The 21,592-nt window shown below is 47.1% G+C and carries 18 protein-coding genes; 9 read left to right on the top strand and 9 right to left on the bottom strand.

Annotated elements, in window-relative coordinates; genetic code table 11:
• Positions 1 to 59 precede the first annotated feature (59 nt).
• Positions 60 to 374, top strand: coding sequence for a cupin domain-containing protein (locus AB3351_RS16815; protein ID WP_371148309.1), 315 nt, complete (start codon positions 60 to 62; stop codon positions 372 to 374).
• Between the two features lie 128 nt (positions 375 to 502).
• Here AB3351_RS16815 and hcp read toward each other — a convergent pair whose 3' ends face one another.
• The 3 genes from hcp to AB3351_RS16800 all read right to left on the bottom strand — a co-directional run bounded on the left by hcp (position 503) and on the right by AB3351_RS16800 (position 3,610).
• Positions 503 to 1,801 (bottom strand): hydroxylamine reductase, encoded by a 1,299-nt coding sequence (hcp, locus tag AB3351_RS16810; protein ID WP_371148308.1) that lies wholly within the window; start codon positions 1,799 to 1,801, stop codon positions 503 to 505.
• Between the two features lie 177 nt (positions 1,802 to 1,978).
• Complete coding sequence (locus tag AB3351_RS16805; protein ID WP_371148307.1) at positions 1,979 to 2,086, bottom strand: MetS family NSS transporter small subunit; 108 nt, start codon at positions 2,084 to 2,086, stop codon at positions 1,979 to 1,981.
• Positions 2,087 to 2,101: 15 nt separating this feature from the next.
• The gene (locus AB3351_RS16800) at positions 2,102 to 3,610 is read right to left on the bottom strand and encodes a sodium-dependent transporter (RefSeq protein ID WP_371148306.1); all 1,509 of its coding nucleotides are present in this window, start codon (positions 3,608 to 3,610) and stop codon (positions 2,102 to 2,104) included.
• Between the two features lie 145 nt (positions 3,611 to 3,755).
• Between AB3351_RS16800 and AB3351_RS16795 the strand changes: the two genes are divergently transcribed.
• Together AB3351_RS16795 and AB3351_RS16790 are read left to right on the top strand one after the other, a co-directional pair.
• Entirely contained in the window at positions 3,756 to 4,445 is a 690-nt protein-coding gene (locus AB3351_RS16795; RefSeq protein ID WP_371148305.1) for an HAD family hydrolase, read from the top strand.
• 15 nt (positions 4,446 to 4,460) lie between these two features.
• Complete coding sequence (locus tag AB3351_RS16790) at positions 4,461 to 5,936, top strand: thioredoxin-like domain-containing protein (protein ID WP_371148304.1); 1,476 nt, start codon at positions 4,461 to 4,463, stop codon at positions 5,934 to 5,936.
• Between the two features lie 69 nt (positions 5,937 to 6,005).
• On the opposite strand, the gene ybaK is transcribed toward AB3351_RS16790, so the two are convergent.
• On the bottom strand, positions 6,006 to 6,485 hold the full coding sequence (gene ybaK / locus AB3351_RS16785; protein WP_371148303.1) for a Cys-tRNA(Pro) deacylase: 480 nt from the start codon (positions 6,483 to 6,485) through the stop codon (positions 6,006 to 6,008).
• Positions 6,486 to 7,072: 587 nt separating this feature from the next.
• Here ybaK and AB3351_RS16780 point away from each other — a divergent pair.
• On the top strand, positions 7,073 to 8,428 hold the full coding sequence (locus tag AB3351_RS16780; protein ID WP_371148322.1) for an ATP-binding protein: 1,356 nt from the start codon (positions 7,073 to 7,075) through the stop codon (positions 8,426 to 8,428).
• 128 nt (positions 8,429 to 8,556) lie between these two features.
• The gene (locus AB3351_RS16775) at positions 8,557 to 9,225 is read left to right on the top strand and encodes a type 1 glutamine amidotransferase domain-containing protein (RefSeq protein ID WP_371148302.1); all 669 of its coding nucleotides are present in this window, start codon (positions 8,557 to 8,559) and stop codon (positions 9,223 to 9,225) included.
• Between the two features lie 78 nt (positions 9,226 to 9,303).
• Here the strand turns inward: AB3351_RS16775 and AB3351_RS16770 are convergent, their stop codons facing one another.
• From AB3351_RS16770 to AB3351_RS16755, 4 genes are all read right to left on the bottom strand, one after another.
• Positions 9,304 to 12,792: an efflux RND transporter permease subunit gene (locus tag AB3351_RS16770; RefSeq protein ID WP_371148301.1), complete on the bottom strand. Its 3,489-nt coding sequence runs from the start codon at positions 12,790 to 12,792 to the stop codon at positions 9,304 to 9,306.
• Between the two features lie 27 nt (positions 12,793 to 12,819).
• On the bottom strand, positions 12,820 to 13,269 hold the full coding sequence (locus AB3351_RS16765; RefSeq protein WP_371148300.1) for a MarR family winged helix-turn-helix transcriptional regulator: 450 nt from the start codon (positions 13,267 to 13,269) through the stop codon (positions 12,820 to 12,822).
• A gap of 272 nt (positions 13,270 to 13,541) precedes the next feature.
• The gene (locus tag AB3351_RS16760; protein ID WP_371148299.1) at positions 13,542 to 14,153 is read right to left on the bottom strand and encodes a CYTH domain-containing protein; all 612 of its coding nucleotides are present in this window, start codon (positions 14,151 to 14,153) and stop codon (positions 13,542 to 13,544) included.
• A gap of 102 nt (positions 14,154 to 14,255) precedes the next feature.
• Positions 14,256 to 14,933, bottom strand: a complete 678-nt coding sequence (locus AB3351_RS16755; RefSeq protein WP_371148298.1) for a TerC family protein — start codon at positions 14,931 to 14,933, stop codon at positions 14,256 to 14,258.
• 422 nt (positions 14,934 to 15,355) lie between these two features.
• Here AB3351_RS16755 and AB3351_RS16750 point away from each other — a divergent pair, with 422 nt between their 5' ends.
• The 4 genes from AB3351_RS16750 (at position 15,356) to AB3351_RS16735 (ending at position 21,291) form a co-directional block, all read left to right on the top strand.
• Positions 15,356 to 16,525, top strand: a complete 1,170-nt coding sequence (locus AB3351_RS16750) for a dicarboxylate/amino acid:cation symporter (RefSeq protein WP_371148297.1) — start codon at positions 15,356 to 15,358, stop codon at positions 16,523 to 16,525.
• Between the two features lie 167 nt (positions 16,526 to 16,692).
• Positions 16,693 to 17,904 carry a 1-acyl-sn-glycerol-3-phosphate acyltransferase gene (locus tag AB3351_RS16745; protein WP_371148296.1) on the top strand — a complete coding sequence of 404 codons (1,212 nt, stop codon included), beginning with the start codon at positions 16,693 to 16,695 and terminating at the stop codon, positions 17,902 to 17,904.
• Positions 17,901 to 18,809, top strand: a complete 909-nt coding sequence (locus AB3351_RS16740) for a phosphatase PAP2 family protein (protein WP_371148295.1) — start codon at positions 17,901 to 17,903, stop codon at positions 18,807 to 18,809. Before AB3351_RS16745 ends, AB3351_RS16740 begins: the two co-directional genes overlap by 4 nt.
• Positions 18,787 to 21,291 carry a PEP/pyruvate-binding domain-containing protein gene (locus AB3351_RS16735; RefSeq protein WP_371148294.1) on the top strand — a complete coding sequence of 835 codons (2,505 nt, stop codon included), beginning with the start codon at positions 18,787 to 18,789 and terminating at the stop codon, positions 21,289 to 21,291. The genes AB3351_RS16740 and AB3351_RS16735 overlap by 23 nt, the downstream gene beginning before the upstream one ends.
• On the opposite strand, the gene AB3351_RS16730 is transcribed toward AB3351_RS16735, so the two are convergent.
• Positions 21,292 to 21,573, bottom strand: a complete 282-nt coding sequence (locus AB3351_RS16730; RefSeq protein ID WP_371148293.1) for a HesB/YadR/YfhF family protein — start codon at positions 21,571 to 21,573, stop codon at positions 21,292 to 21,294. It lies immediately after the preceding gene.
• Between the last annotated feature and the right edge of the window lie 19 nt (positions 21,574 to 21,592).

Raw genomic sequence — 21,592 nt, 5'->3', positions numbered from 1 at the left:
GGGGCTGTATGCTGTAGATAGCAAGATAATAAACAGCGTTAACAGCTGGAGGGATATGCATGAAAACAGCAGTGTTAAAAAACTTGTTAGAAAGTCGTGCCGTTGGAAAAGTTGATGTATTGAAGTTTTCTAGAGGAGCGGTAATTAACCTGCAGCTCAGAGCGGGGCAGAGAGTAGGGCGGCACCATACGCCCAGTGATGCCATTATCCATGTCGTATCCGGACGGGTGCGATTTGGCGTCGGCGACGAGAGCGTGGAGTTAACCAAGGATATTGTGCTGCATATGAATCCAAGGGAAGATCATGAGTTGGAAGCCATTGAGGATACAAGCCTACTGGTAATTAAAGTGGGAGAAGATACATCATGCGGTTAACGGACCTAGAAGAGACGGGGAGATGATTCCTCGTCTTTTTTTATGCATAAAAAAAACGAAGTGGATCAAACGCTGGATACTCAGGGGTGAGGAAAGCGTTTGGCACTTCGTTTTTAACAAAAAGAGAATTAGTTGGCGGACAGGGCGAGCATCGTCTCCATGTCTTCTTGCGCGCTGCCGATTAACTTCAGTCCAAATGCCTCTTGCAGCACATTCAGAACGCCTGGTGTGATAAACTCTGGCGGCTTTGGACCGATGCGAATATCCTGAATGCCGAGGCTGAATAGGCCAAGCAGAATGGCGACCGCTTTTTGCTCGAACCAAGATAACACGATGCTGACAGGAAGTTCGTTCACTTCACAGCCGAATGCGTCGGCAAGCGCCATCGCAATCTTTACCGTAGAACCGGAGTTATTGCACTGTCCAAGGTCGATATAGCGCGGAATGTTCGTACCCGGTACTGTGCCATACTCTACATCATTGAAGCGGAACTTACCGCAAGATGTTGTCAAAATGACTGCTTCAGGAGGCAGTGAGGTAGCGAGTTCGCGATAATATTCGCCGCCCTTGCCCGGTGCGTCACAGCCTGCGATAACGAAAAAGCGTTTGATCTTACCGGCTTTGACCGCGTCAATAATCTCAGGTGCAATACCTAAGACGCTCTCATGATGAAAGCCTGTCAGCAAGGTCTGCTCTGATTCAATATTAGCCTCAGGAAGCTCTAATGCTCTCTTAATGAGCGGCGAGAAGTCTTCACCAATGATCTTGGTTACGCCCTCTAAGCCGGCTACCTCATAAGAGAAGAAACGGTCTGCATACGTGCCTTTGATTGGCATGACACAGTTGGTTGTGGCAAGAATCGCCCCAGGGAACTCTTCAAATAACCGACGTTGATCAAACCACGCTTTGCCAATATTGCCTTTGAGATGAGGGTATTTTTTTAACTGCGGATACCCGTGCGCCGGCAGCATCTCAGAGTGGGTATAGATATTAATACCTTTGCCTTCAGTCTGCATCAGCAGCTGCTCGAGCGCAAACAGGTTGTGGCCGGTCACGACAATGCATTTGCCCTCAATTTTATTCTGTGATACGCGAATCGGCTCTGGAATGCCGAGACGCTCTGTATGCGCACGATCCAGTAGATCCATAATGCGAACGGTTGACTGACCTACCTTCATAGCCATATCGATATGCTCCTGCATATTGAAGTTGGAATTGGTGAGTGTCAGATACAGTGCCTCCTGCGTTGTCGCATCCACGAATGGATCGGAATAACCGAGCTGACGCGCGTGTGTCGCATACGCTGCAATACCTTTTAGGCCAAAAATGATCGTATCCTGCAAGCTGGCAATGTCTTCGTTCTTCCCACATACCCCAATAACTTTACATCCTCCGCTTGGCGTTTGTTCACATTGATAGCAGAACATACATCTGCCTCCCCCATTAGTTTGTTTCATCCCTTCGTACCGGATGAACCGTATGGTGCAACTATACAGCGGCCGGGAATAAAATCATGTGATACTTATCACAGAAGATGGTGCTGTCATAAAGTGTTCAAATTTGTATAAAAAAAGAGCGCCATGATCTGCGCTCTTTTCTCTTGCTTAGTGGAATTTCGATTTTTTTCTAATGGCAATGCTTAGGCATACGGCAAGACCACCCCAGAGAAGAATGGCGCCGAATGCGAACATAGCAATAGCAGTTCCTGTCATATTGCTTCACCTTCTTTATTTTTGATTGTCTTCCTCATAGTGTGGCGATGGAACGCGGTGCCATTTCATGACAGTGAAGAGTAATCCAAGCAGAAGCGCTCCTACGCTCACACCAAGGCCGAGCGGAGCAATGACCCCCCATGGATAATCACCGTATGGCTTCGCAAATTCATCCACGATGTTTTTGTAAGCAATAAACAAAAGCACAGCTGGCGTTACGAAGCGAATCATAATCTCCCACCAACCGCCAATAGCAAAGTCTGATACCCGGTTGTTTTCTTCACGCAATGCGGTAAGCTTTTTATAGAACCAGCCCAATAGAATGACTTCGGCCAGGCCGGCAAGCGCAACACCGTAGTTATTGATGAAGTGATCGAAGATATCAAGGAAATGCAGGCCTGACCCCGTTGCAAAGATTAGGCTTCCTAAATAGCCGATTATGCAGACAATCACAGCCGCATTTCTGCGCTGCAATGAGAATTTGTTCATGAAAGCAGCCACGATAACCTCTACAATAGAGATAAGGGATGTCAGTCCGGCCAGCATCAGCGAACCGAAGAACAATATACCGAAGATCCCGTTCATTGCCGGCAGAGTACTGATGATTTTAGGAAAGACAATAAAGGCCAGTCCTACACCACCCGCGGCCACTTCGCTTACGGGAACGTTGCTCTGTACCGCCATAAATCCAATCGCGCTGAAAACGGTAATACCTGCGAATAACTCAAATCCGCTGTTGCTAAAAGCGGTAATAAATGCGTTATTGTTGACATCGGATTTCTTCGGAAGATAGCTTGAATATGTGATCATGATGGCAAAAGCGACGCTTAAGCTGAAGAAGATTTGTCCGTAGGCAGCAAGCCATGTCTTATAATCCCATACTTTAGACCAATCCGGTGTAAAGAAGTGATTTAAGCCGACCGATGCGCCTGGCAGTGTTATACTGCGGATGGCGATAATGGCAAACAGAACAAGCAGCAGCGGCAGCATGAATTTACCGGCTGTTTCAATTCCCTTTTTGATGCCGGCATATAATGTAATAAAGACGATCGCCCAGACAAGTGTGAGCGGAAGCAGTACTTGAAGCTGCATGCCGCCTATATCCCATACATTTTCGGTAAGCTTGAGGTAATCGCCGAATAGAAATGCTTGTGTATCGTCACCCCATGCCTGTGTAGCACTAAACTTGATATAGCTCATCGCCCAGGCGATAATGGCACCATAGTAGAGACTGATTACAAGGCAAATCATTACTTGCCACCAGCCGAGCCATTCCCATTTTTTCGATAAGCGGTAGAATGTTAGTGGAGCGGACCCGCCACCACGTTTTCCGAGACCGAATTCAAGGATAAGGATTGGGATTCCGGCTGTAAGTAGTGCAAAGAAGTAGGGAATAAGGAAGGCACCGCCACCATTTTCATAGGCGACATAGGGAAAGCGCCAGATATTACCCAGTCCGACTGCTGAACCGACAGCTGCGAGGATAAAGCCTGCCCTTGTTCCCCATTGTTCTCGTTGTTCCATAAATGGGAACCCCCTTATAATATTTTATTGCAAAATTAATTCTAAGAAAAATCTAAGATTTTTGCAACATATTTATCTGAAAATTTAGTTACAAATAAAGGATATTATTTTCTGATTTTATTACTACAAAAAATGAGGTGGAAAAATGAAGGAAGAAAGATATAAATACGGGATGATCTTTGATATGGATAATACATTGCTGCAATCCAATATCGACTTTATGGGGATGAAAGAAGCCATATATGAATTATTGGCCAAAGATGGATTGTGTGAATCTGATTTGGATTGGCAAAATCACACCGCTTCCCAGTTGATTGAGATGGGACGTCAGTCCGGAAAGATGGAGCAGGAGACAGAGAGACGCATATGGGAGACGGTGGCGGAATTTGAGAAGCGCGGCATGCATGGAGCCCATCTAGAGCCGTATGTTACTGAAGTGCTGGAGAGATTATGTGGAGATTGCCATCTTGTTGTATTGACGAACAATGCCTGCGTGGCGGCACAGGAAGCACTTCGGGAGACGGGGATTGATCATTACTTCGATCATATTGTCGGACGGGAGCAGATGACAGCACTGAAGCCATCTCCTTCAGGCATTGATTATATTCTGACACATTACCCGGATGTCCCGGTAGAGCGTTGGATGATGGTGGGGGATTCCTGGATCGATGGGAAGGCCGCACAGGATGGTAGGGTTGCTTTCGCCGCGTACAAAGGAAATCATAACGAGATGAAGAAAAAGCAGGTGTTCCCTAACGTATGTATTACAGATATGCGAGACTTGCTGAAGAACGTAGCGTGGCTAGAAGATAAACAAACAGATTCTCTGAAATAAGAGGAGGAATGCAACATGAGAGCGCCCGAGTTTCCTGAAGATACATCATGGCTGAATACGGATTATCCGCTGTCGCTTTCCATGTTGAGAGGACATGTAGTGGTGCTGGATTTCTGGACATACTGCTGTATTAATTGTCTTCATGTCCTGCCTGATCTTGCCTGGTTAGAAGAGAAGTACCAGGCGGAGCCGGTGCTTGTCATCGGCGTACATTCTGCTAAGTTCGACAATGAGAAGAATATAAATAATATCAAGAGTGCGATACAGCGCTATGGAGTCGATCATCCGGTTGTTATTGATCAAGAACAGCGGATATGGCAGTTGTATACGATTAAGGCCTGGCCATCCTTTGTTGTAATTGGGCCTGATGGTCGTATTAGTAACATGATGTCAGGAGAAGGAAAGCGAGAAGCGCTTGATGAGTGCATCAAGCAGGCGCTCGATGAAGGCAGACGCAAAGGAATGCTAGCTGAGAAGCGAATCGGGATGATGCGGCCTTCGTATGCGGAGTCGTTGTTATCCTTTCCTGGTAAGCTTGCCTATGATTCAGACCATGACCGGTTATTCGTAAGTGATTCGAATCATCACCGAATCGTAGAGCTTGAGCTTACCGGGGAGTATCAGGCGCGTGTGACTCGTGTGATCGGTTCCGGTATAGCAGGAAAAGAGGATGGGGGATTTGCAGAGGCATCATTCTATCGGCCGCAGGGGATGGCTTACCATGCGGAAAAGCTATATATATGCGATACGGATAATCATCTGATTCGTGAAGTAGATCTAAGAGAAGAGCGTGTATATACCATTGCGGGAACCGGAGAGCAGGGGTGGTATGGGGAGACGGGAGGATTCGCTCTTGCCACCCGCCTTAATTCACCATGGGATGTCGTGCTTGATGGGAAGCACCTCTACATCGCGATGGCCGGTTCACATCAGTTGTGGCGGTTGGATGTCTCAACCGGGATCATCGACGTGTTTGCCGGAAGCGGCAGAGAAAATATATGGGATGATACAGCCCACAAAGCGCATCTTGCACAGCCAAGCGGCATAGCGACAGACAAAAAGCAGTTGTATTTTGCAGATAGTGAAGCATCCGCGCTGCGCAAAGCTAGCCTCACTGATGGATATGTACATACGCTGATTGGGAGTGGATTATTCGCCTTCGGGATGCAGGACGGTTCTTTTTCTATCGCCGAGCTTCAGCATCCGCTTGGTGTAACCTATCATGAAGGCAAGGTGTATGTAGCCGATACATACAATCACGCCATTCGCATCGCTCATCTGAACGAGAAGTGCATGGAGACGCTTGTATGGGGGTCTGCTAAGGGTGTATGCACCATAGAGGAGGAGGCGTGCGATCTATTGCCGCTGAATGAACCGAATGATGTGTTGGTGATAAAAAATCGCTTATATATTGCAGATACAAATAACCATTTGATCCGCATAGTGGATCTGGATACAAAGCGTCTTACTGTATTGGACATTGAACAATAAGATAAAAAATCAGCGGAATATGATCTTTTATCTGTTCCGCTGTTTGTGTTGGCTGCATTTTATTTTATTTTATTTTATTTTGGAGATGCTGCCGCAAGATGCCTGAATGACCGCTTTCAAATCGTGTGGGTTCAATAAGATCTGACAGCCGCGAATGCCTGCACTAATCGAGATGGTGTCATAGCGCAAGGCCTCTTCATCAAGAAAAATAGAAAAGCGTTTTTTTAGACCGAGTGGCGAGACACCGCCGCGGATATATCCGGTTAGGGGCTGCACGTCCTTCAATGGAACCGTCTCCACTTTTTTATTGCCGCTTACAGAAGCGAGAGCCTTTAGATCGAGTTCCTTATCACCCGGGATACAAGCCAGCAGTACACCTGTCTTATCGCCGCGTGCGACGAGGGTTTTATAGAGCTGCTCAAGTGGAAAGTCGATTTTGCCTGCCACCGTGCCTGCTGATAAGTCTGATTCGTCCACCACATATTCGCGCAGCTCGTACGATATTTTCTTTTGATCTAGCTGGCGTGCGGCATTTGTTTTTTGTGCCATCCTTATTCCTCCTATTACTGCGAGCCAAACACCGTTCATACCGTACCCGTCGACCCGAATTCTTCAGGGGTACGCTCATTGTTCCTTCTGTATCACACTTTGTTTGCTTCTTCCATTGTAACAGAATTTATTTTACCTGTTGACTGTCTAGAAGAATAAGGAGAGAGAAGGGATAGGAAGCTGTATCCCGATGCTTATTTATGCATAAAAACATGTATGCATAGGCTGTGTAATTTCCAATTATTTTAATGGAAGAAGAGCGTCTGTGAGCGTAAGAAAAGGGAGCAGGATATACTGTTATCGTTTTGGTGGGCTACTGGCGCTATAACAGACGGAGGAAAACAGCGTTTGCGCAAAAGGTGTATATTATTTATATATAAATAATATAAGAGATGCATGGCTAGATAGGATAACAGAGAAATCACAATTTATATGGTTGAATAGGTAGCTCAGCTTGCCATCAATGATAGAATAGAACAAAGAATATACGGTGGTATGCACACGAATGGGATATTATTTACGTGCAGCCTATGTGAAAAGGGAGATTGGCAGTGCATAGAAAAGAGGACATTCACTTTTCCGAAGATATGTCGTTCGGCGTAGGAGACGGCCGGATTCTGGAGCATTATGGGGTCAATGAGCTGCATTTTGACTCGGTAAAAAGCTATCGGAATCGCTTCATGGCAGTAAAGCCGAATCATCCGTGGAACGGTTTGGAAACAAAGGAATTTCTATATAAGATCGGTGCCTGGGGGAAGCTTCGTGACAGTGGCAAGGAAGGGCTAACGCTGGCGGGTCTTCTCATGTTTAGCGAGGAGAGGGTCATTACTGAAGTGCTGCCCTATTATTTTCTCGAATATAGAGACGATGCGCACACCTTTGGAGACGAGCGGTGGTCAGATCGCCTCACATCGCAGGATGGCACATGGTCTGGCAATCTGCATGACTTCTATTTTATGGTGATGCCGCGTCTCACTACAGGCTTATCGGTACCCTTTCAGCTACAAGGAACCATGCGCCATGATGAGACGGGTGTACATACTGCCTTACGGGAAGCGTTTGTAAACGCGATTGTGCATGCCGATTATCAAGGAGAACGCGGAATTGTCGTAGAGCGTGAAAAGTCGGACGTTACCTTTTCGAACCCGGGTCTGCTGCGTATACCGGCGGCCCAGGCGCTTGATGGCGGTGTCAGTGATTTACGGAATCCTAATCTATGCAGAATGTTTCTGCTGCTTGGACTTGGGGAGCGGGCAGGATCAGGGCTTTCCGCGATTCGACAAATATGGCTTGATCGAGAGTGGACAATTCCACAATTTTTGCAGCAGGAGAGCCCTGCACGTACGACATTTATTTTACGAATGATTCCAGACGAAGAGCAGGAAAACCTGCCCGAAATCCGAACAAAGGACAACTCCTACAATAAAAACGACAACTCCGTAAATAAAAATAAACACTCCTCTAATAGTGACTATAACTCCATTAACAAGGAATTAAACTCCTTGAATAAGGAGATTTACTCCTCTAATAAAGAGTTAAAGTCCGATAATAAAAGCTTTTACTCCTTTAATAATAAGGACAACTCCTCTAATAATGAATTGGAGTCCGGTAATAACGGAAGCACGTCTTTCTTTGAGATGAATGAGGAAGCTGCGATAGAGGAAGAGTTGCAGAACCAAGTTATAAATGAAGAGGATCTATGGGGAGTTGCTGAACTGGCTCGCAAGCGGAAACGGCTTAGTCCGTATGTGATGGAGGATATAATTGTCCAGTTATGCGCTTATCGTCCGCTGCGGCTGAAGGAGCTCGCTGATATGCTGGAGCGAACACCTGATGGTTTGCGCAACAACTATTTAGCTAAGCTTCTACGTGAGAATCGCCTGCGTCTTAAATACCCGGATCAAGTGAATCACCCTAAACAAGCGTATATAACAGTTCGGTAAAATATAAAAAAGTATGCCAGCGTATCCCTTCTGTATTATATAAGCTAGGATGATCATCTAGCCTTTTGTTTTTTCGCTACAAAAGAGTGGAAAGATAAATAGAGTGCTTGTTGATGAGGAGGGAAACAATGGCGAATGTGTTGTTCATTCTTTCAAGTGGATATAAAAATTCGGATTATGAGACCGGCTGGTGGGCTGAAGAATTATTTGCGCCAATGCTTGCAGTAGAAGAAGCGGGTCATAAGGCAGATATCGCTTCTCCAAAAGGCGGTAAGCCTACCGTAGACAAGGTGAGCCTGTCTGCGGAATGGGACCCAGACGGGAAGTATAAGAAGCTATATGAATCAGGAAGGGTGGATCACACGCTTAAGCTTGCAGAAGTAGACCCGCGAAGTTATGCAGCTGTCGTTATTGTAGGCGGGCATGGAGCGATGTTTGATCTGGCTAATAATGAAGAGGTTCGCCGGATTGTTAATGCCGTGTATGATAACAACGGCATTGTTGGTGCCGAATGCCACGGACCGGCCGCACTCATCTGGACGCATCGACCGGATGGTAAAAGCATTTTATCAGGTAAGGATGTAACGGGATATCCAGACGTGCATGAACCGGAAGAAGTGAAGGAGTATCTTCCCTTTAGTCTAGAGCAGGAATTAAGCGGTATTGCTAACTACATCCCCAATTTAGAAGAGGAGTCTTTTGCTGTATGGGCGGATGAACAAATTGTGCTCAGCCGTGACCCGATGTCTTCTGAAGCGATGGGAAGAGAGCTTGTAAAAGCATTAAGCGGCAAATAAGCTGACTTTCCTGGGAAATAAAAGAAAAGAGCAGACGGCTGCATACGCGTCTGCTCTTTTTTATGGCATGTATAAAAATTATTCAAGCGTTATTTCTGCTTTTGTCCGCTGCTCTTTATGATGTGTCTTCCAGTGCAGCAATTCGTATGCTACGGGTACAACAACAAGCGTTAGCAGCGTCGAAGTAGTAAGTCCACCGATCACAACAACTGCAAGTGATTGGGAGATTAGTGAGCTGCCGGAGAATCCAAGCGCCAACGGAAGCAGGGCGCAGATTGTAGCAATAGCCGTCATAAGAATGGGGCGCATCCGTATTGTTCCGGCGTCTATCAATGCTTCACGGATGGTACGGCCTTTATTGCGCTGTTGCTGCACACGATCCACCAGTACGATCGCATTGGTAACGACAATACCAATCAGCATAAGTGCACCGATCATTGCCGGGATGTCCAATGCGATGTCCGCTATATACAAACCAACGATACCGCCGATGATAGCGAGCGGCAGCGAGAAGAGGATGGCAAGTGGGGCGAGCAATTCACCGAAGGCAATGACCATCACAAGGTAGACTGCGATAATCGCAACACCAATTGCTACACCCAGTTGTTTAAAGCCTTCGCTCATCTGTTCAATAGAGCCTCCAATGCTTGCGGTTACACCAGGTGGCAGCGTAAGCGTATCAATTTTTGTCTGTACCGCTCGCGATACCAATCCTACATCTTTATCTGTAATTGAAGCGTCTACGGTCGCATAATCATCTCCGTTGCGATGCAGTATGCTTACCGGTCCTGCTACTTGTCTTACATCCGCCACGTCAGCAAGCGTAATATTTTTGCCGGTTGGAGCCGTAATTTTCATAGCGGCGATTTCTTTATAGCTGTTGATTTGATCCAGTTTTGTGCCAAGCTGAATATCAAGCGTTTCATTGTCGACTGTAAGAGCGCCGACTTTCTGGTCTGCCAGCATTTCACGGACAGAACCCATAATCTGAGCACCGGATAGACCATTCTTTGCGGCCTTTGCCTGATCGACGGTAATCTCGATTTCCGGCTTGGTGGCGCTTAAGTTATTCGTAATAGCAGCAAGGCCTCGCACAGTCTGGATGTTCTTCGAAATCATTTCCGTTCCCTTGCGGATATCTTCCATATTATTACCGTTCACAACGACCTGTAGCGTGTTATCTTGTCCTCCACCATTCGGATTAAATTGTGTCACGGTAATCTTTGCGTTATGTGAGGCAAGCGGCTGTACTTTTTGTTTCATAGCCGCAAGCGTTGTATCTACGTCTGCTTCTTCTTTCAGTCGAATAAAGATCTTGCCCTCACTAGAGCCGCCGACATTACCGCCTTCATTCAGTGAGCCTCGTGCCGTACCAACGGATGTCTGATAGAACATAACGGACGGGTCTTTGGCGAGAAGCTGCTCGATTTCCCGTGCTTTCTTATCCGTGACGGCAATGCTCATGCCGATTGGATATTCGACAGCTATATTAATGAATTTTTCTTTAGAAGCAGGGAGGAAGCCGGTACCGATCGAGCTTGCGATACTAAGACTTGCTGCCAGCATGGCGGTGGAGATAAGCAAGATCATGAACTTGTGATCTAAAGACCAATCCAATACTTTTTGATAAGCGAGAATTCCACGCCCGGCCTCCTGCTCTTTCTGTCCAATATTTTTCTGCCTAAGCAGCAAGAATCTAGCCAGTGCCGGGACAACCGTTACCGCTACAAGGAGCGATGCGAGCAGAGAGAATACGACGGTTAAAGCGAATGGGAGAAAAATCTTCCCGATAATCCCTTCTACAAATCCTAACGGAAGGAACACCGCAACAGTCGTTAAGGTAGAAGAGGTGATGGCTGAGCTGACTTCCTTGGTCGCCATTCGAATCAGTTCACCTGTTCGTTCCGCATGCTCCTGCATATTGCGATAGATGTTTTCAATGACAACAATCGAGTCATCGACAACACGGCCGACCGCAATGGCTAGGCCGCCAAGTGTCATCACATTCAACGTAATGTTAAATTGACGTAAGAACAGCATGGCGATAAGAATGGACAATGGAATCGATACGATGGCGATCAGCGTGGAGCGAAAATTGCGCAGAAACAACAGAATGACCAGAGAGGCAAAAAGTGCGCCGAGCATTCCTTCCCGCAGCATCCCATCAATCGATTCCTTGACCTGTGTTGCTTGTTCATATGTAACAGTAATGTCAGACCCTTTCGGAAGCTTGGCTTTTAATTCGGTAAGCTTCGCTTTCACATCATTTGTGACATCAACTGTATTGGAATCCTGATTCTTCAAGATATCAAGTGCGACACCGGACGTGCCGTTGGTGCGGCTGATTGCGCTCACTTTACCTGTTCCCTGTTTGATTTCCGCAAGCTCGCTAAGCGGAATGAGTTTAATTTTTTGTTCCGTCTGCTGTTTCACACCTCCCTCGTTTGCTTTTGGAGCAGGGCTTTGCGCCTGCATTTTATCCATCTGTGCTTGTATTTGTTTAAGCTGACTCTGCATCTGCTGTAATGCAGCCTCGCCTGTTTGTATCTGTGTCGTCAGTTGTCGTGCGGCGGCTCCCGCCTTCTTCTTTTCTTCTGCAGAGGCGAGTGGGTTTGCTAATGCCAACTGTGTTTGTTGGAGAGCAAGCTTCCCTTCAAATATTTTGGATTGTGTCTGTCCGATTGCATTGAGCAGCTTCATCTGCGCGTTGAACGCTTGATTCATGCCTGCCATGCCCTGCCCAAGCTGTCCGACTGATTGGCCGATTTGCCCCATGTTTTCACCTATTTGCTGAAAGGCCTCCTGCATGGCGGCCTGTTGATTAGGAGCGATGGCGATTTTTATGTTTTTTAAGTCCTCTAAGGTGTACAGCTTGCCGGATACACGTATGGGTTCTACCTTATCGCCGATCGTGAGCGATGTAATCGGCATGGCAATATTGTTTGCTTGAATCTGCTGCTGTACTTGCTGTAGCGTCAGATTATGTTCTTTAAGCTTGTCCGGCAGCAGCCGAATATAGATGGCGCGATCTTTTTGGGTTGAGATGTTGATCTGTCCGACACCTGACACGTTAGTAAGGGAAGGCATAACTGTGTCCTTGACCGTCTTCTCAATCTGATCGTCCGTTAGATTCTTGTTTGAGATGGATACCTTCATAATGGGAAAAGAGCCGAAGCTAATCCGCTTGATCTGTGGGTCGATAGCGCCTTCAGGGCGCTTTACTTCGCGCACGGCTTCTTCGACCTGTCGTTTTGCTTCCTCCATGTCGACGGAGAAAGGGAACTCAGCAATGACGGCGGATATGTTTTCTGTCGAAGTGGATGTAACGTTTTTAACTTTATTTACGCTTTTGACGGCTTTTTCCGTCGGTTCGGTAATCTGCTCTGTAATATCGGATGTGGAAGCGCCGGGAAATGGCGTGATAACGGCAACGACGGGAATGGTAACGTCAGGCATAATTTCCTGCTTGAGACCGGAAGCGGAGTAGGCGCCGCCAAATGCGACAAGCAGCGCTAGAATGAATATGGCGGACGGGTTCCTAAGAGAGAACTTGGTGATGGAATTCATGCTGCGGAAGCCTCCTTTGTTGTGATGTCATTCTAGATACGTCTCTGTATCGGTGATAGCGGCCAGCTTCTCATAGACCTGAAGAAAGGCGGTACGTTCGCTTGAGGTGAGATGTGAAAAGTACCGGCTTGCAATGTCCATTCTTCTTTGTTTTGCATGATAAAAAGATGCTTCCCCTTTCTTGGATAAGTGCAGGATGACAACGCGACGATCATTCGGATCGCGCTCACGTATTACCATATCGTATCGAACCATCCGATCAACCATAGCCGTTACAGCGCTTGGCTTGACGCCGCCGAATTCGGCCAGCTCGCCTACTGTATGGCCCCGTTCCGCTAGCAACGACATAAAAATAAATTGTGGTGTGGTTAAACACGTCTCTACTTCTGCTGCGATGTCTTTTGCTATGCGTCTATGAAAGATATGGAGTGCACGATGAATCCGATCATAATAGGCCGCAAATTCTTTTTCTTCCAAAGTCGTCACCTCACATAACCAAGATGAAAATTTAGGGAGCAATAGTTAATGCCGTTAAATATATAATATTTGTATAATGGAGTGAACATATTTGTCTAAATATAGGTCATAAGATAAAAAAATGTATCGAAAGTTTGCCCATTCTTTTTTTCATTTATGACTGATGTTGTAGAAATTTTGCCTGTCCTTGTTCCTATAAAGCCGTCTGATCTTATCAGAGGTAAAACAGGAAAGAACCCGGCGCTTGTGCACCGGGTTCTGTACGTGGATGATTAGGAAGAGAGGTTGTCCATCGCTTCCTGAAGCCGCTGATATTTACTTTTCTGATTAATGGAGAAAGCATAGCCTAAAGAAGAAAGTTCCTTCAGTACATATTGGCATGCCTCGTTGTCCTCCATTCCTTCAATCTCAAGCTCATATTCTTCCCGATCTCCGGGAAGGAGCGTACGGTCTAGCTCACATGTGTATCCGTCAATCAAATGAAGCTTCCGCCGCTCGTTTTGAAGCGTGCCTCGTACAATTAGATCGGAAGGGAGGAGAAGCTGCCGGATCGCCTCCTGTCCTTCATGGGGAAGCAAGCGTACAAGTACCTCCGGATTCTTTCGTCCGGCTTCGAACATCTCCGGTGTAATTTCCTGCTCCAGTTCAATAGAAGAAACAGCCGCAGAATTGCTTGTTAGTTTTATTTTGGCACATAGAATCCATGCCTCATTTTCCTCCCGCACCCGCAGCATGACTCCGTTTTTGCCCATATAGAAATCAGGCATATCGAAGTAATAGTTGGTCTGGCGCAGCACGGGCTTTGTCTTGTCGGTATGCAAAAGCAGCTTGTTATACATTTCCTTTGTTAGAAGAAGCTTGAGTTCCTGTTCTTTTTTTGCCATCCGAATTCTCCTTTCCTTGCGTTGCGAACGGACCTGTTCCGCCTATGTGTTTGTATCATAGGAAACGCAGAGGAAAAAAGCAATGAAAACGATTGAATATCATCAAGAGTTATTGGCTGTTTTTGGCTGCTTGGATCGTTTGCCAGCAAATAACACGCCTGCGATCAGCACGATGATGAAGCCCCACTTCAGCACAGGGTTGTCGGCGAAATAACCTGCGATAAACGGTTCGTCTACAATCATCTTCGCAGCGGTCCACGCCAACACGCCAGCGCCTACATAAATCAGAACTGGGAAGCGTTCGATCCAACCGATAATCAGCGTGCTTCCCCAGACGACAATAGGTACGCTGATCAAAAGGCCAATGATGACTAACAGGAAATTGCCATGTGCCGCACCGGCTACTGCGAGTACATTATCAAGCCCCATAGCGGCATCCGCAATGATAATTGTGCGGATGGCCCCCCAGAGACTGTCTTCAGCTTTGATGTTATCGTGTCCTTTTTCATCGGCGAGAAGCTTATATGAGATCCAGATAAGCAGCAGACCACCTACAAGAAGCAGACCAGGGATATTTAGCAGCCAGACAACGACCAGGGTGGCAAAAATTCGAATCAAAATCGCTCCCACAGTCCCCCAGATAATGACTTTCTTTTGCTGTTCCTTTGGCAGGCGGCGTGCAGCCATACCGATAACGATCGCATTGTCTCCCGCCAGTACGAGGTCAATGACAAGGATGGCGAGCAGCGCAGAAAAAAATTCAGCCGTAAAAAACTCCATGCATCATCAGCTCCTTTATAGTTTGTATTCTCACCAAAGAAAAGGACCTTTACCCAATCGGATAAAGGTCCAAACAAATCAAAAAGACCCTTACCGAAAGCGGCAAAGGTCTTGCTAACAACATTATACGTTGCCAACAAAGCCGGAGACATGGGTCTCGGAATGACGACTTTGCTGTACAGCTACTCCCCTTTGGAGATTATTCTATTACTTTAATAATAAAGGAAATAAAGGAAAACGTCAATTTTTAGTTTTTCTTTTTTAGCTTATTTTCTAATCTACCTTGTCCTTTAGTTTAAATATAAATAAAATTATGTATATATCAAAAAGACTATTCAATTTTGTCCTTGTAATATATACTTATGTCTGTCCTATATAAACACATAAATATAATTCGCAAACAAGATAGAAGGGAGAAAGAAATGAAAAAGTTAGGCTTGCTGCCTCGGTTGATTTTGGCGATTGCTTTAGGGATCGTTATCGGGGCTTTCAGTCCGAAGTGGGTTATCGAGATTACGTCAACATTTAATGGGATTTTTGGTAACTTTCTCGGCTTTGTTATTCCATTGATTATTATTGGCTTTGTAGCACCGGGCATCGGTGAACTTGGGAAAGGCGCAGGGAAGCTGTTGGCAATTACTACTGTTATCGCCTATGCTTCTACGATTATTGCGGGTCTTCTTGCGTATTTCACAAGCTCAGCGATTCTGCCGAACATTCTAGAAGTCGGCAGTATGAATATGAGCGCGAAAAACCCGGAAGAGGCACTGGTTTCGCCATTGTTCAAAGTAGATATGCCTCCTGTGATGGGGGTTATGACGGCTTTGCTGCTGGCCTTTACAATCGGTCTTGGAATCGCCGCAATCAAAGGGGATACACTGAAGAAAGTGATGGATGATTTTCAGCAAATCGTGGAAAAGCTTATTACGAATATCATCATCCCACTGCTTCCTGTGCATATCCTTGGTATTTTTGCCAATATGACATATGCGGGACAAGTTGCTACCATCATGTCCGTATTTGCTAAAGTATTTGTGATGATTATTGTACTCCATATCGTGATCCTTCTGATTCAATATGGATTAAGTGGAGCAGTTGCAGGGGGCAACCCGTTTAGACTGCTAAAAAATATGATGCCGGCCTATTTCACAGCGATTGGTACGCAATCTTCAGCAGCTACCATTCCTGTAACGCTGCGTCAGACGAAGAAAAATGGCGTAAAAGAAGGATCGGCTGAATTCGTGGTTCCATTGTGTGCGACGATTCATCTATCCGGCAGCACGATTACACTGGTCAGCTGTGCAATGGCAGTCATGATGCTCAATGGAATGGGTACATCATTTGGAGCGCTGTTCCCGTTTATTCTGATGCTTGGTATCACGATGGTAGCTGCACCGGGCGTACCGGGTGGAGCCGTTATGGCAGCGCTAGGATTGCTTGAGTCGATGCTTCATTTCGATCCGACGCTTACTGCGCTGATGATCGCGTTGTATCTGGCTCAAGATAGCTTTGGTACAGCTTGCAACGTAACAGGTGATGGTGCGATTGCCATTATGGTTAACAAAATTTCGGGTCACAAGCTATCCGCATAAGAATACAAAAGAGCGCAGCGCAGAAGGGAGATCATCTTCTTTCTGCGCTTTTTTGTTTTGTGTGTGTAAAGGAAAGGCGATAGCTGAATAGGATTATTTTTCATTATTTTGTGATATATTGGAATCATTATGAGGGAGAATTACGTACAGTAAAATGTAAACGGCTGTTGGGAAGGGAGGGATATGGACTGGCTGTACTATGGTTACATGCAATTCGAACATGGCTTGCACGTATTTATTTTCGTAAGATCCGTGTGTATGGTACCGATCATCTTCCGAAGCAGGGGATGACGTTATTTGTAAGCAACCATCGAAACGGAGCGATTGACGGATATGTACTGCTTACAGCGCTTCCTGCCTGCCGCGCGATTGTTGGCCGGAATTTGACGGGTTCCTGGTTTTTGCGCCTGTTTTTTGGCGGGCAAATCGAAGTCTACCGCAAGGCGGAGGAACCGGAGCAGAAGGCGTGGAACCGCGACCGTATGCAGGAGGCAGTAGCTGCGATGCGGCATGGTGTTCCGGTGCTGATTTTTCCTGAAGGAACCAGCGAACTGGGACCTAAGCTGCTTCCGATTAAAAAAGGCGCCGCTTTTATGTGTCATACACTGCTAGAGGAGGCGGAAGAAGGGGAAGCGCTGTCGATTGTTCCGCTTGGTTTGCATTATGAGGAAGGGTGGCGCTTCCGTAGTGCGGCGGAAATACATATAGGTACCCCCATTCGACTGACAAAAGCGTCGGCACGGAATATAACGAAGCTGACGGAGACGATTCGCGAAAGTCTTGCCGATATCAGTGAGAATTTTGCTGACGTAGAGGAGCAGCGAATAGGGGAAGCTTTTGCATCCTTGCTGCGGTATCACGGCGTCACGCGGTTGTCGCACCTCGCCCTCTGCCGGATGTGGGCAGCGCGCAAGATGTCTACCGCGCAGAGTGAGGAGTTTCTTCAGATACATCAATCCGAAGTCCCTGCTCGCTATCAGGGTGTGCCGCTTTTTGGACAGTATGGGACATGGTCCTTTGCTTTGTCGTATTGCCTGCTTACTTTGCTCGTGCTTCTTTTTTGTATATTGAACGGACTTCCCCTTGTGGGCGGATATGTGGCAGCGAAAAAAATGGCCGATGATACGAATGTTATCGCTCTTTGGCGAATACTTGTTGGTACACCTCTTTTTTTGCTGCAGCTTGTATGCTATATCCTTTTGTCGTTGCTGCTCTTTTCACTCCCTACTGCTGGTCTGTTGATGGGAGTATATGCGGCGATAACGGCTGCCGGGATCGGAGCATGGGACGCTTGGCGTCGGGCGGGTGTACGGGCGCGCAATCGGTCAAGTACACAACGCCGGACGATTCTTTCATTTTGTGAGAGGTTTAAGACATGAAGATACGGATGAATCACCTTGCCCCTTTTTATTTTCAAAAGATTTTACTGCATGAATATTTCATGAGCCTGCTTTTTCTACAGGTCATGATTCGGCTTGCATGGGTTGGCTATGTAGGGAAATGGTTCGTACTCTATATACTTGTCCTCGGTGTATATTGGGCTTTGATCTATTACGGTCAGTGTTCCTTATCCCCGATAATCAACCGCATTCGCCTCGTGTGGAATATCCTGATGATGAATTTTGCTTTTTCAAGCATTAAGGAAATCATTCCAATCTGGGGTATGTCTCCGGCGGACGGTGTACTTGCGGAGATCGACCGTATGCTGATAGGCGGAGACGCAAGCATATGGATGCAGAGCTGGTATAGTCAGCCGCTGACAGAGGTTATGAGTATAGGGTACTTTTCCTTTCTTGTTGCTTTATTTGCTACGTTTATCGGATACGGTTTCTGGGCTTCGCTGGATAAGTTGAGTCTTTTTTGCGCCGGGCTGTTTACACTATATGGCATCGGTATTACGGGGTATACGCTGCTACCGGGAGAAGGCCCGTTTGTTCACTTTGCATCACAGTATACGAGCGAGTTGAGCGGATATGTCTTTACTGCATGGAATGCAGCCGTGGTGAAGGCTGGTTCGGCAAAGTATGATGTATTCCCAAGCCTGCATGTGGGCGTAGGTCTGTTCCTGCTGATGTTTTATTATGCGTATCACCGCCGCGTATTCTATATATATTTGCTTCCGTTCCTATTCATTGTGCTGTCTACATTGTATTTGCGCTATCACTACTTCATTGATTTGATCGTCGGAGCGTTTTTCAGCGTGTTGGCCTATCAGCTTGCAAAGTTGGTATATAAAAACAAAATCGAAGGGGTGGGAAAGAATGACGTACATTACCGGATTTGACCAACTACTAAGTATTGAGGAAGACGGGGGCAAAGGGCATCATCTCAAACAGTTGACTTCATATGGCTTCAATGTACCTGAAGGAGCAGTGATTGGTGCTTCTTTTTATCGGGACCATTACCCGGCACCTCCAGTATTCTCCTATGAGAATGAAGCGGACCTAGCCTGCCAGTGTCAGGAGATGACAGAAAGGGTTCGGGCAATACCCCTCCCGGATTCCTTTGTGCAGGAGGTGCAAAAGCAGCTTGCGAAATTGCCTTCAGGGAGCCGGTATGCGGTGCGTTCATCTTCTACATACGAGGATTTGGCGGGGGCGGCCTTTGCCGGGCAGCATGAGACATTTTTGAATGTGTCGACAGATCAAATAGCTGAGAAAGTGCGTGAGTGTTTTGCTTCTCTTTGGCAGAAGCATGCAGTGCTTTATCGACGCTATCAGGGTTTTACACAGGAAGGTGCTTCGATGGCGGTTGTCATCCAGCGCATGATTGCCGCTGAAACAGCAGGGGTAGCTTTTTCCGTTGACCCTGTTGGCGGCAACCTTGATTGTGTGCTTATTGAAGGTAATTATGGCATTGGTGAATCGGTGGTTGGAGGGGAGGCGGTAACGGATTCGTGGGTGGTCAACATGGCTAAGCGAGAGATCGTTGAGCGCCGTGTAAGTGAGAAGGAGTATTATGTCGTACCGGTTGAACACGGTGTCGAGACGCGTCCGCTGCCGGCCGAGTACCGGGCAATCCCTTGCTTATCCGATGAGCAGATTCTCGCAATTGCGGAGATGACCAAGAAGATTGAACGGGAATTCCAGACACCGCAGGACGTGGAATGGGCCTATGCCGAAGGCAAGCTCTACATTCTGCAGGCACGTCCGCAGACAACGATTCCTCCGCGATTTACCCGCGATGAATCAGCAGAGCGCTTTCCTGATCCGCTGACGCCGCTTACGTGGTCATATGTGGAGGATGCGTTTAACGCCTCGCTGGAGCATTCTCTTAACCTGATGAATGTACACCTGCCTACGCGTCCATGGTTCGCACTGCGTAATTGCTATGTGTATGGCAATCAGAATGCCGTTCGGCTTTTGGCTATGAACAAACCGATCCAACTGCGTACCGTTGATTCGCTTGTTGATGAGCTGACGTTTATCGAAGAACAATTCCGCTGGGTAATGGAGCTTCCGAATGCATGGATGCGGGATCTGGATGCGTATCTGATTCGGATTGGCCGGCTGAGTGCCGCACCACTTGCCGCGTATGATGCTGTACAATTCCAGCAGCATTTCAAGGAACTTTTCAGCGTGGCTAAGGAGTATTTTCTACCGAATATAGCGATCTCGATGACGCAGGGTTTCTTGACGCGAACACTGCTGGAGTACATTGCGGCAGTAAGGGGAGACCTGTATGAAGCGCAGACGATGCTGAAGCAGATTATTACTGCATCCGGTACAAAAACAGGGCAGATCAATCGGGAGCTCTATGAGCTGGCCAAGCAGGCAAAGCGGACACCAGGGTTGATTGGGCTGTTGGCGGAAGGCGGCAGAGAGGCGTTTGCCCGGCTTTCACACTTCCCGGAATTTGAGCGTGCTTTTGCATCCTTCATCGAGAATTACGGACATCGGGAGATTAGCTTTGATTATTATAAGCCAACCTGGGCGGAAGCGCCGGAAGTCGTGCTTGACCTCATTCATCTCGCAGCCACTTCAAGGAAGCGGGAGAATACCGGGAAAAAAGAACAGGTAGGCAAAATGGTCAGCATGAAGGCGACCCAGGAGCTGCTTGCTCTCTCACCAAAGCCGCTGCGCTATTTCGTAAATGAGCTGGTACGGCTCACGCTGACATATACGTATATTGATGATCTGGAGCATTTCCAGACAACACGGGTTAATTTATTGGCACGTCGTGCTATTGGCATATTCGGCTCCAAGCTCTCGCAGGCTGGGCAGCTTGCCGATCCATATGATTTGTTCTTCCTCGTTAAAGATGAGCTGGAATCCATTCATTCATTGGAACTTTCACTTGATATACGTGAAAAAATCGCCATCCGCAAAGAAGCTTACCAGCGCGCATGCGAGCAGGAGCCGGTATGGGATCTGGCACAAGAAGCGGAGATGGAGGAAGAGAGTCCGGAGGGAGAAGACGAAGCGCTGCTGCGCGGAATTCCGGGCAGTCCGGGGGACTGTGAGGGAGTGGTGTATATTGTGCGTGGCCCGGAAGACTTTGCGAAAATGCCGGATCAGGCAATTCTTGTGGCGCGCACGACGAATCCCGCCTGGACGCCGCTGTTCTATAAAGCCAAGGGGTTAATTACGGAATCCGGCGGGCCGCTGTCACACGGTGCTGTCACTGCACGGGAAGTTGGTATCCCTGCTGTGATGTGCGTGCGCGGTGCTCTAAAACGATTTGCTAACGGGGAGCGTGTTCGTCTTGACGGCAAGCGAGGGCTGGTTCAGCGCCTTGATGTGAAAACGGAGACACCAGCACCATAATTATCGAAAGGAAATCTCATCCCGTTCCGTATCATAGACAACAAGCAGTTCTGTATTATCTAGATACCAAAGATCCTCTTTTTCAATATAAAATGTAACGCCATCTTCCACAGTGGAGACGCCGACTTCCTTTGGCTGTTCTTTGGCGATGCCAAGCGAGAATCCGCTCTGTACAGTGCTACAGCCGCCCAGACGGACGAAGAAGCGAATGGCATCGCCTTTTTGTATATCCATTTCTTTACGAAACCATTCCATAGCCGCAGGCTCGATCGTTACTTTCATGTATATACCTCCTGTTCAT

The organism is Aneurinibacillus sp. REN35, assembly GCF_041379945.2.
Classification (GTDB): domain Bacteria; phylum Bacillota; class Bacilli; order Aneurinibacillales; family Aneurinibacillaceae; genus Aneurinibacillus.
This window is presented reverse-complemented; position numbering and strand designations above follow the sequence as displayed.